This window comes from Serratia sp. A07, assembly GCF_058725505.1.
The window spans coordinates 1-14331 of the sequence record NZ_JBZXDO010000034.1; the positions used below are offsets into that span (position 1 = coordinate 1).

Below are 14331 nucleotides of genomic sequence, written 5' to 3' on the forward strand. Positions count from 1 at the left end.
TGGCGCGATCTGTTCTTCAAAAAACAGCAGGTTGAAGCCATCTGGCGCGGTGCCGTTATCCGTCTGCTGCGTGCCAGCTACGATCGCGTTAACCCTGCATCCCTGCCGGGTCACGGCCATATCCGCGATGAGAAACAGTGGAAGCGCTACCTGCAGGCGCAATATCAGCGCCACTGGAAGGTCCACTTCGCCAAAAAGACCCGCGGTGCTTGGCGCAGCGTAAAATACCTGGGCCGGTATCTAAAACGCCCGCCGGTGGCGGCGTCGCAGCTCCGTCATTACCGCGGCGGCTCGGTGGTGCACCAGTACTACGACCACAACACGCAGCAGCATAAACGGCAGAAGCTGAGCCAGGAGGAGATGCTGTGGCGTTACGTCAGCCATATCCCGGCACGACACTTTAAAATGGTGCGCTACTACGGCTTCCTGGCCAACCGCAAACGTGGCTCGTTGCTGCCGAAAGTCTACGCAGCATTGGAGATGACGCCACGCGAAAAACCGCAGAAGCCAGGGTTCGCTGTGCTGATGAGAGCGTTCCTGGGCACCGATCCGTATCAGTGCATTCTTTGCAAAGGCCGGTTGCGTTTTGCCGGCGCCATGGCGGGCGAGCATGCCACAAAAATGCTCTCTGACAGGCTGTATCGGATGGCAAAAAAACGATGGCTTCAGGCACCGCCTTTGGATAAGTGCGCCTGAAAAATGGGTTTTAGCTTAAAAACACGGCAAAACTGGCATTTTTTCGTATTACCGCACTAAATCCCCCACCACATGCGACTCTTTCTCGCCCCGATTCATGGTTAGGAAACTCAAAAAGGGGCGATTGAGTTTCCTAACCATGAACGCCATCGACTGGCTGTCTCGCTTGCCGAATCAGCCGCTGGCCGGCAAGCCGGTCGCCATTCAAACCAGCTCGATGGGGCCGATCGGCGGCGCGCGCTGCCAATACCATCTGCGCCAGATCCTGGTGTTCCTCGATGCGATGGTAATGAACAAGCCTGAGTTTATGGGCGGCGTGATCCAGAGCAAGGTCGATGAACAGGCCGGTGAACTGAGCGATCAGGGAACGCTGGATTTCCTGACCGGCCAGCTGTCCGCGTTCAGCGATTTTATTCGCCGCGTGGAGTGACCGTCTCGCGGTGCCCGCGGGGCACCGCAACAGGACATGAAGTCCGTCAATTCATTGAAAATTAAAGCCATAGCATCATGTATTTTTTCATTTTAGCGTTATTTTTTGTTTCCATCACCAGTCCCGCTTTCGCCGCAGACATGCGTTATCCCGCCGGTGAAGAGCCGCTGGAGCTGCCGGCACACAGCGCGCTCAACGCCCAGCTGTCGCGATCCGCGCAAAACCAGGAAGACAAAAAGCTGGGCGCCATGTTGCTGTACCTGACGCTGATGCGCGAAGACGGCCGCAACGTCTGGGCGCCCTACCAGCTGGCGGTATCGTCGGCGGAGAAAGGCCAAACCGAGCTGGCGGAGCGCTACCTGCAGCTGAGCGCCGACCGCGGCCTGTGGTACTACTACAACCTGCTGGAGGACGACGCCTTCAACAGCATCCAGCACTCCGCCACCTACCAATCGATCTTGGCCGCCACCAAAGCGCGCTATCTGCAGCACGCCCGTCACTATGAAGGCAAGGCCAGCTACGCGATGCCGGACGGCGAAGCGCCGCCCGAAGGCTGGCCAACGGTGATCTTCCTGCATACCTACGGCAAAGCCGCCGCCATCAGCCCCGAAGAACGGCTGCTGTTCGGCGAAATGGGCGTGGCGTACATCGAGATCAACGGCACGCAGATGCTGTCGGAAAACAGCTTCCGCTGGTCGAATTACAGCGACGAGAGCACCCACACCGCCATTCAGCGTACGCTGCAACAGCTGGCTCCCCAGCTAAAGCTGAATACCCAACGGATTTACCTCAGCGCCCGCGGCCAGGGCGCACTGCACGCCGCCAACCTGATCGCGAAGTACCCGCAGTTTTACGCCGGTGCACTCCTGATCGCCCCCAACGGGGAGATCAAGCCGGCCCAGCAGTCGCTGGCGGCGCAAAAGAAAATCGTGATGGCGTATTACGATCGGCAGAACTTCAGCGAGCAGGCGCTGGCATTGCACTTCGCCAATCTGTTCGGGGAGGATAATCAGGTGCAGACGCTGCACTTCGCCCAAGGAGAGGATGCCGCCGGCAGTTGGCAGGCGCGCTTCAGGCGGCCGTTGCAGTGGGTGTTGGATCGGGCGCCGGATGCGACGCCGGGCGTCTAGGGGTTCAGGGCCGGCAGGCGCCGGCCCTTTGGCGGTCAATGGCCGTCGACGAAGACGATCTTCAGCACGAACAGCAGCGCCACCACCACCACACACGGGCTGATTTCACGCCAGCGGCCGGTGCCGAGCTTCATCACGCAGTAGGAGATAAAGCCGAGCGCGATACCTTCGGTGATCGAGAAGCTGAACGGCATCATCACCGCGGTAACAAACGCCGGTACCGCTTCGGTCAGATCGTCCCACTTCACCCGCGCCAGGCTGGAGGTCATCAGCACGCCGACGTAGATCAGCGCGCCGGCGGCGGCGTAAGCCGGCACCATGCCCGCCAGCGGCGACAGGAAGATCACCAGCAGGAACAGCAGGCCGGTGACCACCGCCGTCAAACCGGTGCGGCCGCCGACGGCGACGCCGGAAGAGCTTTCGATGTAAGCGGTCACGGAAGAGGTGCCCGCCAGCGAACCGGCCACCGAGCTGATGCTGTCGACGTACAGCGCCTGCTTCATGCGCGGGAACTTGCCCTGGCTATCGGTCAGGCCGGCTTTATCGGTAACGCCGATCAGGGTGCCCGAAGAGTCGAACAGGTTCACCAGCATAAACGAGAAAATAACCCCGGCCAGCCCGATGTTCAGCGCACCGGCCACGTCGACCTGGCCCACCACCGAGGTGATGCTCGGCGGCAGGGAGAACAGGCCGCCGTATTTCACGTCGCCCAGCATCCAGCCGATAAGGGTGGTGACCACGATCGACACCAGCACCGCCGCGTGGAAGTTACGCGAAGAGAGCACGGCGATGATGAAGAAGCCGAGCGCGCCCAGCAGCACGTTGTGCGAGGTCAGGCTGCCGATGGTCACCAGCGTGTCCGGGTTGGCCACCACGATGCCGGCGTTTTTCAGCCCCATCATGCCGATGAACAGACCGATGCCACTGGTGATGCCGACCCGCAGGCTGACCGGAATGTTGGCGATCATCCAGTAGCGGATGCGGAAAATGGTCAGCAGCAGCAGGCCGACCGCTCCCCAGAAGATGGCGCCCATGCCCACCTGCCAGGAGATGCCCATCGCCCCGACCACCACGAAGGCGAAGAAGGCGTTCAGGCCCATCGCCGGCGCCAGCGCCACCGGCAGGTTCGCCAGCAGGCCCATAAAGATGCTGCCGAAGGCGGCGATCAAACAGGTAGTGACAAATACCGCCTGGGTATCCATGCCCGCCGCGCCCAAAATTTGAGGGTTAACGAACACGATATACACCATGGTGAGGAAGGTGGTGATACCGGCAATCGTTTCCGTACGCGCCGTCGTGCCATGTTGCTTGAGTTTAAACACGCGCCCAAGCAAGCCTTGCTCAGCGTCAAGGCCAGATACTGGTTTGGTCATTATCAGAATTCCGAAAATGGGAATGGACAGTCGCCGGCTATCCTATAACAAAAAGTGGGGCTTTTGACGCCGGTCACAGGTTTTTTTCGCCGTCTTTACGGCTAAACGCGTCAACGGCTTGTATTTACAGGCTTTCATCCCCCGTTCCCGCCCGCTGCGTTGCCGTTTGCCGGCACGGCCGATAAAATGGCCTATCGCATCTCTTACCCTACCCGCTAAAAAAAACAGGAATCCGCATGTCTTCGACCTTTATCGATAAGCTCGCGTTAATTACGCTGAAAGATGACAAAGTGGCGCTGGTGCGTTCACACAATAAGACGCTGTTTTATGTCCCAGGCGGAAAACGCGAAGCGGGTGAAACCGACGAACAGGCGCTGTGCCGCGAAATCGACGAAGAGCTGACCGTTGCGCTGCTGCCGAGCTCCATCGCGTTTTACGGCGAGTTCACCGGCCCGGCGGACGGCAAGCAGGACGGCACCCAGGTGCGCATTCGCTGCTATCAGGCCGACTTTACCGGGCAGCTGCAGCCGGCCGCCGAAATCGCCGAACTCAGGTGGTGCGACAGCCGCGATTTACCGCACTGCTCACACGTCGCCGCGCTGATTTTGCACGATCTTAAGGCGCGTAACCTGATCAAGTGATCGCTGAGCGGCCTCAGCGGCGTTAACCCGAAGGAACCTGTCCCGCATGAATCAGATTGACTGCATTTTGTTCGACTGCGACGGCACGCTGGTGGACAGCGAAGTGCTGTGCAGCAAAGCCTATGTGCACATGTTCGCCCGCTACGGCATTCACCTGTCGCTGGAAGAGGTGTTCAAGAAATACAAAGGGGTGAAGCTGTACGAGATCATCGATCGGGTCAACGCCGAGCAGGGCACTAACCTGGCAAAAGAGGCGCTGGAACCGCTGTATCGGCAGGAGGTGGCGCGGCTGTTCGACAGCGAATTACAGCAGATTGCCGGCGCCCGCGAGCTGCTGGCGCAGGTGACGGTGCCTGTCTGCACCGTCTCCAACGGGCCGGTCAGCAAGATGCAGCACTCGCTCGGCCTGACCGGCATGCTGCCTTATTTTGATGACCGGTTGTTCAGCGGCTATGACATTCAGCGCTGGAAGCCGGATCCGGCGATCGTGTTTCACGCCGCCGAACGGATGCAGGTGCCGGTGGCGCGCTGCATCCTGGTGGACGACTCGCCCGCCGGCGCCCAGGCCGGCATCAACGCCGGCATCCCGGTCTTTTACTTCTGCGCCGATCCGCATAACCCGCCGATCGACCACCCGCTGGTGACGACGTTCGACGACCTGGCCCAGCTGCCCGCGCTGTGGCGCGAACGCGGCTGGCGGCTCACGGCCGATTAACTGGCCGGCAACGGCGGCTTGTTGCGCCACCAGCGCCAGGACCGTTTCAGCGCGCGGGTTTGCGCGCCGAAGCGGCGGTTAACCGCGTTGGCCAGCAGATCGAGCGCCAGGCAGAACACGAAATAGACCAGCGCCACGAACAGGAACACTTCCATCGGGTAAACCATGCTGCGGTTGTTGACCTGGGTCGCCAGGAAGGTCAGTTCACCAACGCCGACGATATAAGCCAGCGAGGTGTCTTTGATCAGGGAGATCCACTGGTTAATGAACGACGGCACCATCATGCGCAGCGCCTGCGGCAGCACGATCATGCGCAGCGTCTGCCAACGGGTCAGCCCCAGAGAAAGCCCGGCCTGCCACTGGCCGGGGCCGATCGCGGCGATGCCGGCCTTCACCGCATGGGCCAAATAGGCCGAAGCGATCAGCGCCAGCGCGCACACCACGGTAGTGATTTCCGGGATCTCGACGCCAAACACCATCGGCAGCAGGAAATAGGTCCAGAAGATCAGCATGATGACCGGAATGGCGCGGAAAAAGCCCAGCACCGCCGCCAGCAATCCGGCAGCGACGCCGCGTGACATCGCCAGCGCCACGCCGAATAACGTGCCGAGCACCGCCGAAGCCACGCCGGCCATCAGGCTGATCGCCAACGTCAGCGCCGCGCCGCCCAGCGGCCCGTCCGGCCAGGTGCCCCACAGCAGGTAGCCCAGGTTATCGTGAATTACGCTGAAATCCATCTCAATGCCCTCCCAGCGGTTTACGCTGTTGGCGCCACATGCCCCAGCCTTCCAGCAGCGCGATGATGGCGATATACAGCACCGTCGCCACGCCGAACGCCTGGAAGGTGCGCAACGTTTCGGTTTCGACCTGACGCGAGGCGTAAGAGAGTTCGGCAACGCCGATCGCCATGGTCAGCGACGAGTTCTTGATCACGTTCATGTATTGCCCGAGCAGCGGCGGCAGCGCGATTTTCAGCGCCTGCGGCAGCACCACGTAGCGCATCGCCTGCCAGCCGGTCAGCCCCAGCGCCTGGGCGGCATATTTCTGCCCGCCGGCGACGCCGCGAATACCGGAACGGATCTCTTCGGCGATAAAGGCGGTGGAGTAGAGCGTCAGGCCGAAGAAACCGGCGAGAAACTCGAACGACGGCCACTCAAGCGGGCCGACCTGATGCGAGCTGTTCAGCCACTGCATGGCGGCGGACGGCAGGATCTGCCCGGCGGCGAAGTACCAGAAGAACAGCTGCACCAGCAGCGGCGTATTGCGAAACAGCGAGCTGTACCCCATCGCCAGCCAGCGCAACGGCCGCAGGCTGCTGTCCCGCATCGCCGCCAGCACAAAGCCCAGCAGCGTGGCCGCCAGGCCCGCGCAGGCGGAAAGCCACAGCGTCAGCAGAAAGCCGTGCCACAGCCAGCTCAGGTATTGCGGCGCCAGCAGCCAGTCCAGGTTCATGTTCAATCCTTGTCTTGCAGAATGCATCAGGGGCGCAGCAAGCTGCGCCCCTCCGTGCCGATCTCAGCGCGAGCGGTTAAATCAGGCTTTCGGTTGCTGATCCAAAGGCGCGATTTTGAAATCACCGCGCGGTTGGGCGGATTGGGTTTCCGGCCCGAACCAGCGATCGTAAATCTTAACCGCTTCGCCGTCTTTTTCCAGCTTGATCAACGTCTCGTTCACCGCGGCGGTCAGGCGATCTTCGCCCTTGGGAATGCCGACGCCCTGGTACTCTTTGGTCAGGCTGAACGGTGAAATTTCAAACTCCGCCTTCTGCGCCGCCGGCAGGTTGCCGAGCAGGCCGACCAGCTTGGCGTCGTCCTGAGTGATCGCCTGCACGTTGCCGTTGCGCAGCGCCACAAACGCCAGCGGGGTGTCATCGTAAGAGATCACCTTCGCCGTCGGGAAACGTTCGCGCAGGGTGATTTCCTGCACCGTGCCCTTGTCCGCGCCAATGCGCAGCTTCTTGATGTCTTCCGGGGTTTTCAGCACGCCTTTGCGGGCGATGAATTTCTGGCCGGTAGCGAAATATGGCACGCTGAAGTTCACTTCCTTGGCGCGCTCGTCGGTAATGGTGAAGTTGGCGGCGATCAGGTCAACCTTCTTCGACACCAGCAACGGAATGCGGTTGGCCGGGTTGGTGGCGCGCAGCTCCACTTTCACGCCCAGCGCTTTACCGATCGCATCGGCGACGTCCACATCGTAGCCCACCAGCTTCTTGCTCTGCGGATCGATGTAGCCGAACGGCGGGTTGCTGTCGAACACCGCGATACGCACCACGCCGGCTTGCTTGATATCGTCAAGTTTGTCCGCGTGCGCGGCGCCGGCGGCGAGGCCGGTCAGACTGGCTAACAACGTTAAGGCCAAAGCGCGATGTTTCATAGAAAGCTCCTAAGTGGTTGATGTCCTGCTGGCGGATAAGCTAGCAAGCGCCACATAGGTCAGGAAATAATATAAAAAGCTATATTTATAACCTTTTTATCTTTACGCGCTTAAGATGGAATAAAGGCGCGGGAAACCGCGCCTTTGAAGGATATTACCCGGAAAGGGTTAGTCGGCCTTTTCGTCTTTACCGCCCGGAGAGAGTAGCTTTTCCAGGGCATCACCACCCAAATGACGGAAGTCCTGCCCTTTGACGAAATAGAAGATAAATTCGCAGATGTTCTGGCAGCGGTCGCCGATGCGCTCGATGGAACGGGCGCAGAACAGCGCGGTCAACACACTGGGAATGGTGCGTGAGTCTTCCATCATGTAGGTCATCAGCTGACGCACGATGCCTTCATACTCCTGGTCGACCTTTTTATCTTCACGGTAGATACGGATCGCCTCGTCCAGATCCATGCGCGCAAACGCGTCCAGCACGTCGTGCAGCATCTGCACGGTGTGGCGCCCCAGCGATTCCAGGCTGACCAACAGCGGCTGGTGCTGGTGCGAGAACTTTTCCAGCGCGGTGCGGCAAATTTTGTCCGCCACGTCGCCGATGCGCTCCAGCTCGGAAATGGTTTTGATGATCGCCATCACCAGGCGCAGATCGCTGGCGGTCGGCTGACGCTTGGCGATGATGCGCACGCAGGCTTCGTCGATCGCCACTTCCATCATGTTGACCTTGGCGTCGCCTTCGATCACGCGCTTGGCCAGCTCGCCATCCTGATTGTGCATCGCGGTGATGGCGTCGGTCAGCTGCTGCTCCACCAGCCCGCCCATGGTCAGCACCTGGGTGCGGATATGCTCAAGCTCTGCGTTGAACTGGCCGGAAATGTGTTTATTTAAATTCAGGTTATCCATGATGCTTCCTATCAACCATAACGGCCAGTGATGTAGTCTTCAGTCTGCTTTTTCTGCGGCGCAGTGAACAGGTTATCAGTATCACTGAACTCGATCAGCTCGCCCAGATACATAAATGCGGTAGAGTCGGAGCAACGCGCCGCCTGCTGCATGTTGTGCGTCACGATCACCACGGTGTAGTCGGCCTTCAGCTCGCTGATCAGCTCTTCAATCTTGCCGGTGGAGATCGGATCCAGCGCCGAGCAAGGCTCATCCAGCAACAGCACTTCCGGACGAATGGCGATGCCGCGGGCGATGCACAGACGCTGCTGCTGGCCACCGGAGAGGCTGTAGCCGCTCTGGTGCAGCTTGTCCTTGGTTTCGTTCCACAGCGCCGCCTTGGTCAGCGCCCACTGCACGCGCTCGTCCATATCGGCGCGCGACAGCTTTTCAAACAGGCGAACGCCGAAGGCGATGTTGTCGTAAATCGACATCGGGAACGGCGTCGGCTTCTGGAACACCATGCCGACCTTGGCGCGCAGCAGCGCGATATCCGAGTTGTCGGTGAGGATGTTCTGGCCGTCCAGCAGGATGCCGCCTTCCGCACGCTGTTCCGGGTACAGCTGATACATCTTGTTGAAGGTGCGCAGCAGGGTGGATTTGCCGCAGCCGGACGGGCCGATAAACGCGGTGACCTTGTTCTTGGCGATATCCAGCGTGATGTTCTTCAGCGCATGGAATTTGCCGTAGTAGAAGTTCAGATCGCGTACCTGAATTTTGCTGCTGGAAGCGTCAGTAACCATACTCATCAAGACTTCTCTCTTTTCATCAGCGCCGCCAAAGCGGCGCTCAAAATTTTATGAATGCTTTTTCTTGGCGAAAATCACGCGCGCCAGGATATTCAGTAACAGTACGCACAGGGTGATCAACAGCACCCCGGCCCAGGCCAGCTGTTGCCATTCGGCGAACGGGCTCATGGCGAATTTGAAGATGGTCACCGGCAGGTTGGCGATCGGCTGCATCAGGTCGGTGCTCCAGAACTGGTTCGACAGCGAGGTGAACAGCAGCGGTGCGGTTTCCCCCGCGATGCGCGCAATCGCCAGCAGCACGCCGGTGATGATGCCGGACACCGACGCCTTCAGCGTGATGGCAGAAATCATGCGCCATTTCGGTGTACCCAGGGCATACGCGGCCTCGCGCAGCGTATCCGGTACCAGCTTCAGCATGTTTTCGGTGGTGCGAATGACGATCGGCACCTGCAGCAGCGCCAGCGCCACGATGCCGGCCCAGCCGGAGAAGTGTTCCATCTTCGCCACCACGATGGTGTAAACGAACAGGCCCACCACGATCGACGGTGCGGACAGCAGGATATCGTTGATAAAGCGGATCACTTCCGCCAGCCAGGATTTACGGCCGTATTCCGCCAGGTAGATGCCGGCCATGATGCCCAGCGGCGTACCGAAGATGGTCGCCCACAGGATCAACAGGCCGCTGCCGGCGATGGCGTTGGCCAAGCCGCCGCCCGCGGTATTCGGCGGCGGGGTCATTTCGGTGAACAGCGCCAGCGACATACCGTCGAAGCCTTTGGTGACGGTGGCGATCAGGATCCAGATCAACCAGAACAGCCCGAACGCCATGGTCGCCATCGACAGGAATAGCGCGAGGCGGTTTTTCTGCCGGCGCCAGGCCTGCATTTTGCGGCGGCTTTCCGCCAGAACGACTGCGTTTTGCATATCCATCGTCGCCATGTTAACGCCCCTCATTCTTGGCCAGACGCATGATCATCAGTTTCGACAGCGCCAGCACGATAAAGGTGATAACAAACAGAATCAGACCCAGCTCCATCAACGCGGCGGTGTGCACGCCGGACTCGGCTTCGGCGAATTCGTTGGCCAGCGCCGAGGTGATACTGTTGCCTGGCATGTACAGCGAAGCGCTGTCGAGCTGGTAGGTGTTACCGATGATAAAGGTCACCGCCATGGTTTCCCCCAGCGCGCGGCCCAGGCCCAACATCACGCCGCCGATGACGCCGTTTTTGGTGAACGGCAGCACGATGCGCCAGATGACTTCCCAAGTGGTGCAGCCGATGCCGTAGGCCGACTCTTTCATCATCACCGGCGTCTGTTCGAACACGTCGCGCATGACCGCGGCGATGTAAGGAATGATCATGATCGCCAGAATCACCCCGGCGGCCAGAATGCCGATGCCGAAGGCCGGCCCGGAGAACAGCTCGCCGACGATCGGAATGCCCGACAGCACTTCGCCCACCGGCGTCTGGAAATATTCGGCGAACAGCGGGGCGAACACGAACAGGCCCCACATGCCGTAGACGATGCTCGGGATGGCCGCCAGCAGCTCAATGGCGATGCCCAGCGGCCGCTTCAACCAGTTCGGCGCCAGTTCGGTCAGGAACAGCGCGATGCCGAAACTCACCGGCACGGCGATGATCAGCGCGATAAGCGAGGTGACCACGGTACCGTAGATCGGCACCAGCGCGCCGAACTGCTCCGCCGGCGCGTCCCACTCTTTGGTCCACAGGAAAGCGAAGCCGAATTTCTGCATGCTTGGCCAGGAGGCGAAGATCAGCGAAACGATAATGCCGCCCAGCAACAATAGGGTAATCAGCGCAGCCAGTCTCACCAGCGCGCTGAAAATGATGTCACCGTTTTTGCCCGGTGCTTTGATGGTCGGCTTGTACTCAGCCATAGATTACTCTCTGTTTGAACCCTGGCAGCCCCAACCGGGATCGGAGCCTGAAGAACTGTGTGGGGCGCGGCGAGCCCGCGCCCCTGCGTTGTTAGTACAGCGCTTTACCTGAACTGTCTTTTACGTTGGTTTTCCAGGCCGCGCGCACCTGCTCAACCACTTCTTTCGGCAGGGTGGCGTAATCCAGCTCGTTAGCCTGTTTGCCGCCGGTTTTGTAAGCCCAGTCGAAGAACTTCAACACTTCGGCGCCCTGAGCAGGGTTTTTCTGCTCTTTGTGCACCAGGATGAAGGTGGTGGAGGTGATTGGCCACACGTTGTCGCCTTTCTGGTCTGTCAGATCCTGAGCGAAGGTCTTGCTCCAATCCACGCCTTTGGCCGCGTTGCTGAAGCTCTCTTCAGTCGGGCTGACCGGTTTGCCGTCGGCGGAAACCAGCTTGGTGTAAGCCAGGTTGTTCTGCTTGGCGTAAGCGTATTCTACGTAGCCGATAGAGCCTGGCAGACGCTGAACGAAGGCGGCGATGCCGTCGTTGCCTTTGCCGCCCAGACCGGTCGGCCAGTTAACGGTAGAACCGGCGCCAATCTTTTCTTTCCACTGCGCGTTGGCCTTGGACAGATAGCTGGTGAACACGAACGAGGTGCCGGAACCATCGGCGCGGCGCACCACGGCGATGTTCTGGTCAGGCAGTTTCACGCCTGGGTTCAGCTTGGTGATAGCCGGGTCGTTCCATTTTTTGACGTTGCCCAGGTAGATATCGCCCAGGGTTTTACCGTCCAGAGTCAGTTCGCCGGATTTAATGCCCGGGATATTCACGGCCAGCACCACGCCGCCAATCACGGTCGGGAACTGGAACAGGCCGTCGGCCGCCAGCTTGTCGTCAGACAGCGGGGCGTCGGAGGCGCCAAAGTCAACGGTGTTGGCCACGATTTGCTTCACGCCGCCAGAGGAGCCGATGCCCTGATAGTTAACTTTGTTGCCGGTTTCTTTCTGATAAGAATCTGCCCACTTGGCGTAAACCGGAGCGGGGAATGTCGCACCTGCACCGGTCAGGCTGGCAGCAGCGAACGCGGACACGGCGGTCAGGGAGAAGGTCGCTGCCACAATACTGGCGACGGTGGTACGCATCAGTTTCATAATCCCTCCTAATGGGATATTTAAAATCGACTTCGAGTCGTTTTAATCAGAGTAAGTATTGCTGCAGGAGGGAAAATAGGACAGTTTGGTGACAGAAAAATGTACGCAATATGACAGTTATATTACAATGCATTTAAGGGGTGATGATTTATATAAAAATCAACTTGTTAAATAAAAAACAGCGCAATAGCCAAGCAATAAAAAAACCGTTTGGCCACGCCCTATCCGCTTGAATATGACAACGTTTATCCCTGAATCGGCGCCGCTGTCATCTTTCGCGTTACTCATGAAAAAAGCCGGCGCTAAGGCCGGCTTTTGCAGTTTACCTGCGGCAGATTACTCTACGGTGACAGACTTCGCCAGGTTGCGCGGCTGGTCAACGTCGGTGCCTTTGATCAGCGCCACGTGGTAAGACAGCAGCTGCAACGGCACGGTGTAGAAGATCGGCGCCACGATTTCCTCGACGTGCGGCAGAGGAATGATGGTCATGCCTTCGCTGCTGACGAAGCCAGCGTCCTGATCGGCGAACACATACAGCTGGCCGCCGCGCGCGCGCACTTCTTCAATGTTGGACTTCAGCTTTTCCAGCAGTTCGTTGTTCGGCGCCACCACAATCACCGGCATATCGGCGTCGATCAGCGCCAGCGGGCCGTGTTTCAGCTCGCCCGCCGCATAAGCTTCGGCATGAATATAGGAGATCTCTTTCAGCTTCAGCGCCCCTTCCATGGCGATCGGATACTGATCGCCGCGGCCGAGGAACAGCGCATGGTGCTTGTCGGAGAAGCCTTCCGCCAGCGCTTCGATCTCTTTATCCATCGACAGCATCTGCTCGATGCGCGCCGGCAGCGCCTGCAGGCCGTGCACGATCTCCTGCTCCACGCTTTCCGCCATGCCTTTCAGGCGGCCCAAGCGCGCCACCAGCATCAGCAGCACGGTGAGCTGCGTGGTGAAGGCTTTGGTCGAGGCTACGCCGATTTCCGTGCCGGCCTTGGTCATCAATGCCAGATCGGATTCGCGCACCAGCGAAGAGCCCGCAACGTTACAAACGGCCAGCGAACCGAGATAACCCAGCTCTTTGGACAGGCGCAGCGCCGCCAGGGTGTCGGCGGTTTCGCCGGACTGCGACAGGGTGATGATCAGGCTGCCCGGGCGCACCGCCGATTTGCGGTAACGGAACTCGGAGGCGATCTCGACGTCGCACGGCACGCCGGCCAGCGCTTCGAACCAGTAACGCGCCACCATCCCGGAGTGGTAAGAAGTGCCACAGGCGATGATCTGCACGTGCTGCACCTTGGCCAACAGCTCATCGGCGCGCGGGCCCAGCTCGCTCAGGTTGATTTGGCCATGGCTGAAACGCCCTTCCAGGGTGTTTTTCAGCGCCAGCGGCTGTTCGTAGATCTCTTTTTGCATGTAGTGACGGTAAGCGCCCTTGTCGCCGGCGTCATACTGCACCTGGGATTCGATTTCAGGGCGCTCGATGGCGTTGCCCTGCTTGTCGAAGATGTTGACGGTGCGGCGCGTCACTTCCACCACGTCGCCTTCTTCTAGGAAGATGAAGCGGCGGGTGACCGGCAGCAGCGCCAGCTGATCGGAAGCAATGAAGTTTTCCCCGACGCCGCGGCCGATAACCAGCGGGCTGCCGGAGCGCGCCGCGACCAATACGCTCGGATCGCGGCTGTCCATCACCACGGTGCCGTAGGCGCCGCGCAGCTGAGGGATCACGCGCTGAACCACTTCCAGCAGCGTACCGCCCTGCAGTTGTTCCCAGTGCACCAGGTGCGCAATCACTTCGGTGTCGGTTTCGGAGCTGAAGCGATAACCGCGTTCGATCAGCAGTTCGCGCAGCGGTTCGTGGTTTTCGATGATGCCGTTATGCACCACGGTAATGTAGTCGGAAACATGCGGGTGCGCGTTCGCCTCGGTCGGTTCACCGTGCGTTGCCCAACGGGTGTGAGCGATGCCGGTACCGCCGTGCAGATCGGTCTGCTCCGCCGCTTCGGCCAGTTTTTGCACCTTGCCTACGCGGCGCAGGCGGCTGACGTTGCCTTTTTCGTCGACCACTGCCAGACCGGCGGAGTCATAACCGCGGTACTCGAGACGACGTAAACCTTCCAACAGGATTTCTGCGATATCACGTTGCGCTACTGCGCCTACAATTCCACACATCAGTTATATTCCTAATGAACGCCCTTCATGGGCGCTTTCGATGCCTTGACCTGATTTTTGCCGGTTTTTACCGTGCGTCCCCCGAGC

The 14331-nt window shown here is 59.8% G+C and carries 14 protein-coding genes and 1 pseudogene; 5 read left to right on the forward strand and 10 right to left on the reverse strand.

Translation table 11 applies throughout. From position 1 onward, the window contains the following. The 3 genes and pseudogenes from AC4PR2_RS23080 to AC4PR2_RS23090 form a co-directional block, all read left to right on the forward strand. Positions 1-696, forward strand: a 696-nt coding sequence (locus AC4PR2_RS23080) for an IS91 family transposase (protein ID WP_492175536.1), incomplete at its 5' end; no start/stop codon positions are given. Between the two features lie 142 nt (positions 697-838). Further along, positions 839-1126, forward strand: a pseudogene (locus AC4PR2_RS23085) (NADPH-dependent FMN reductase); the annotation flags it as partial. 77 nt (positions 1127-1203) lie between these two features. Then, positions 1204-2256 carry an alpha/beta hydrolase gene (locus AC4PR2_RS23090; protein WP_492175537.1) on the forward strand — a complete coding sequence of 351 codons (1053 nt, stop codon included), beginning with the start codon at positions 1204-1206 and terminating at the stop codon, positions 2254-2256. Positions 2257-2291: 35 nt separating this feature from the next. Here AC4PR2_RS23090 and AC4PR2_RS23095 read toward each other — a convergent pair whose 3' ends face one another. After that, the gene (locus tag AC4PR2_RS23095; protein ID WP_028128066.1) at positions 2292-3629 is read right to left on the reverse strand and encodes an NCS2 family permease; all 1338 of its coding nucleotides are present in this window, start codon (positions 3627-3629) and stop codon (positions 2292-2294) included. Positions 3630-3865: 236 nt separating this feature from the next. On the opposite strand from AC4PR2_RS23095, the gene AC4PR2_RS23100 reads away from it, so the two are divergent. Together AC4PR2_RS23100 and yieH are read left to right on the forward strand one after the other, a co-directional pair. Next, positions 3866-4270 (forward strand): NUDIX hydrolase, encoded by a 405-nt coding sequence (locus tag AC4PR2_RS23100; RefSeq protein ID WP_060424368.1) that lies wholly within the window; start codon positions 3866-3868, stop codon positions 4268-4270. A 46-nt stretch (positions 4271-4316) separates the two neighbouring features. Then, on the forward strand, positions 4317-4985 hold the full coding sequence (yieH, locus tag AC4PR2_RS23105; protein WP_060424370.1) for a 6-phosphogluconate phosphatase: 669 nt from the start codon (positions 4317-4319) through the stop codon (positions 4983-4985). Here yieH and AC4PR2_RS23110 read toward each other — a convergent pair. From AC4PR2_RS23110 to glmS, 9 genes are all read right to left on the reverse strand, one after another. Next, positions 4982-5722, reverse strand: a complete 741-nt coding sequence (locus tag AC4PR2_RS23110) for an amino acid ABC transporter permease (protein ID WP_049200565.1) — start codon at positions 5720-5722, stop codon at positions 4982-4984. The two genes, yieH and AC4PR2_RS23110, sit on opposite strands and share 4 nt — an antisense overlap. Before the next feature lies 1 nt (position 5723). Beyond that, the gene (locus tag AC4PR2_RS23115) at positions 5724-6437 is read right to left on the reverse strand and encodes an amino acid ABC transporter permease (RefSeq protein ID WP_025304748.1); all 714 of its coding nucleotides are present in this window, start codon (positions 6435-6437) and stop codon (positions 5724-5726) included. Positions 6438-6518: 81 nt separating this feature from the next. Further along, positions 6519-7358, reverse strand: coding sequence for an ABC transporter substrate-binding protein (locus AC4PR2_RS23120; RefSeq protein WP_019455482.1), 840 nt, complete (start codon positions 7356-7358; stop codon positions 6519-6521). A 168-nt stretch (positions 7359-7526) separates the two neighbouring features. Next, positions 7527-8261: a phosphate signaling complex protein PhoU gene (gene phoU / locus AC4PR2_RS23125; RefSeq protein ID WP_016929613.1), complete on the reverse strand. Its 735-nt coding sequence runs from the start codon at positions 8259-8261 to the stop codon at positions 7527-7529. Between the two features lie 11 nt (positions 8262-8272). Continuing rightward, on the reverse strand, positions 8273-9043 hold the full coding sequence (gene pstB / locus AC4PR2_RS23130) for a phosphate ABC transporter ATP-binding protein PstB (protein ID WP_016929614.1): 771 nt from the start codon (positions 9041-9043) through the stop codon (positions 8273-8275). Between the two features lie 54 nt (positions 9044-9097). After that, positions 9098-9988, reverse strand: coding sequence for a phosphate ABC transporter permease PstA (gene pstA / locus AC4PR2_RS23135; RefSeq protein WP_019455481.1), 891 nt, complete (start codon positions 9986-9988; stop codon positions 9098-9100). A gap of 1 nt (position 9989) precedes the next feature. Beyond that, positions 9990-10946, reverse strand: coding sequence for a phosphate ABC transporter permease PstC (gene pstC / locus AC4PR2_RS23140; RefSeq protein WP_004933822.1), 957 nt, complete (start codon positions 10944-10946; stop codon positions 9990-9992). A 91-nt stretch (positions 10947-11037) separates the two neighbouring features. Then, complete coding sequence (gene pstS, locus AC4PR2_RS23145; protein ID WP_038876034.1) at positions 11038-12078, reverse strand: phosphate ABC transporter substrate-binding protein PstS; 1041 nt, start codon at positions 12076-12078, stop codon at positions 11038-11040. Positions 12079-12414: 336 nt separating this feature from the next. Further along, complete coding sequence (glmS, locus tag AC4PR2_RS23150) at positions 12415-14244, reverse strand: glutamine--fructose-6-phosphate transaminase (isomerizing) (protein WP_049200563.1); 1830 nt, start codon at positions 14242-14244, stop codon at positions 12415-12417. Positions 14245-14331: the final 87 nt, after the last annotated feature.

What these genes read in the sequence shown, in the direction of transcription:
- AC4PR2_RS23090 (WP_492175537.1), top strand. Translation starts at nt 1,204, where the DNA reads ATGTATTTTTTCATTTTAGCGTTATTTTTTGTTTCCATCACCAGTCCC.
- AC4PR2_RS23095 (WP_028128066.1), bottom strand. Translation starts at nt 3,629, where the DNA reads ATGACCAAACCAGTATCTGGCCTTGACGCTGAGCAAGGCTTGCTTGGG.
- AC4PR2_RS23100 (WP_060424368.1), top strand. Translation starts at nt 3,866, where the DNA reads ATGTCTTCGACCTTTATCGATAAGCTCGCGTTAATTACGCTGAAAGAT.
- yieH (WP_060424370.1), top strand. Translation starts at nt 4,317, where the DNA reads ATGAATCAGATTGACTGCATTTTGTTCGACTGCGACGGCACGCTGGTG.
- AC4PR2_RS23110 (WP_049200565.1), bottom strand. Translation starts at nt 5,722, where the DNA reads ATGGATTTCAGCGTAATTCACGATAACCTGGGCTACCTGCTGTGGGGC.
- AC4PR2_RS23115 (WP_025304748.1), bottom strand. Translation starts at nt 6,437, where the DNA reads ATGAACCTGGACTGGCTGCTGGCGCCGCAATACCTGAGCTGGCTGTGG.
- AC4PR2_RS23120 (WP_019455482.1), bottom strand. Translation starts at nt 7,358, where the DNA reads ATGAAACATCGCGCTTTGGCCTTAACGTTGTTAGCCAGTCTGACCGGC.
- phoU (WP_016929613.1), bottom strand. Translation starts at nt 8,261, where the DNA reads ATGGATAACCTGAATTTAAATAAACACATTTCCGGCCAGTTCAACGCA.
- pstB (WP_016929614.1), bottom strand. Translation starts at nt 9,043, where the DNA reads ATGGTTACTGACGCTTCCAGCAGCAAAATTCAGGTACGCGATCTGAAC.
- pstA (WP_019455481.1), bottom strand. Translation starts at nt 9,988, where the DNA reads ATGGCGACGATGGATATGCAAAACGCAGTCGTTCTGGCGGAAAGCCGC.
- pstC (WP_004933822.1), bottom strand. Translation starts at nt 10,946, where the DNA reads ATGGCTGAGTACAAGCCGACCATCAAAGCACCGGGCAAAAACGGTGAC.
- pstS (WP_038876034.1), bottom strand. Translation starts at nt 12,078, where the DNA reads ATGAAACTGATGCGTACCACCGTCGCCAGTATTGTGGCAGCGACCTTC.
- glmS (WP_049200563.1), bottom strand. Translation starts at nt 14,244, where the DNA reads ATGTGTGGAATTGTAGGCGCAGTAGCGCAACGTGATATCGCAGAAATC.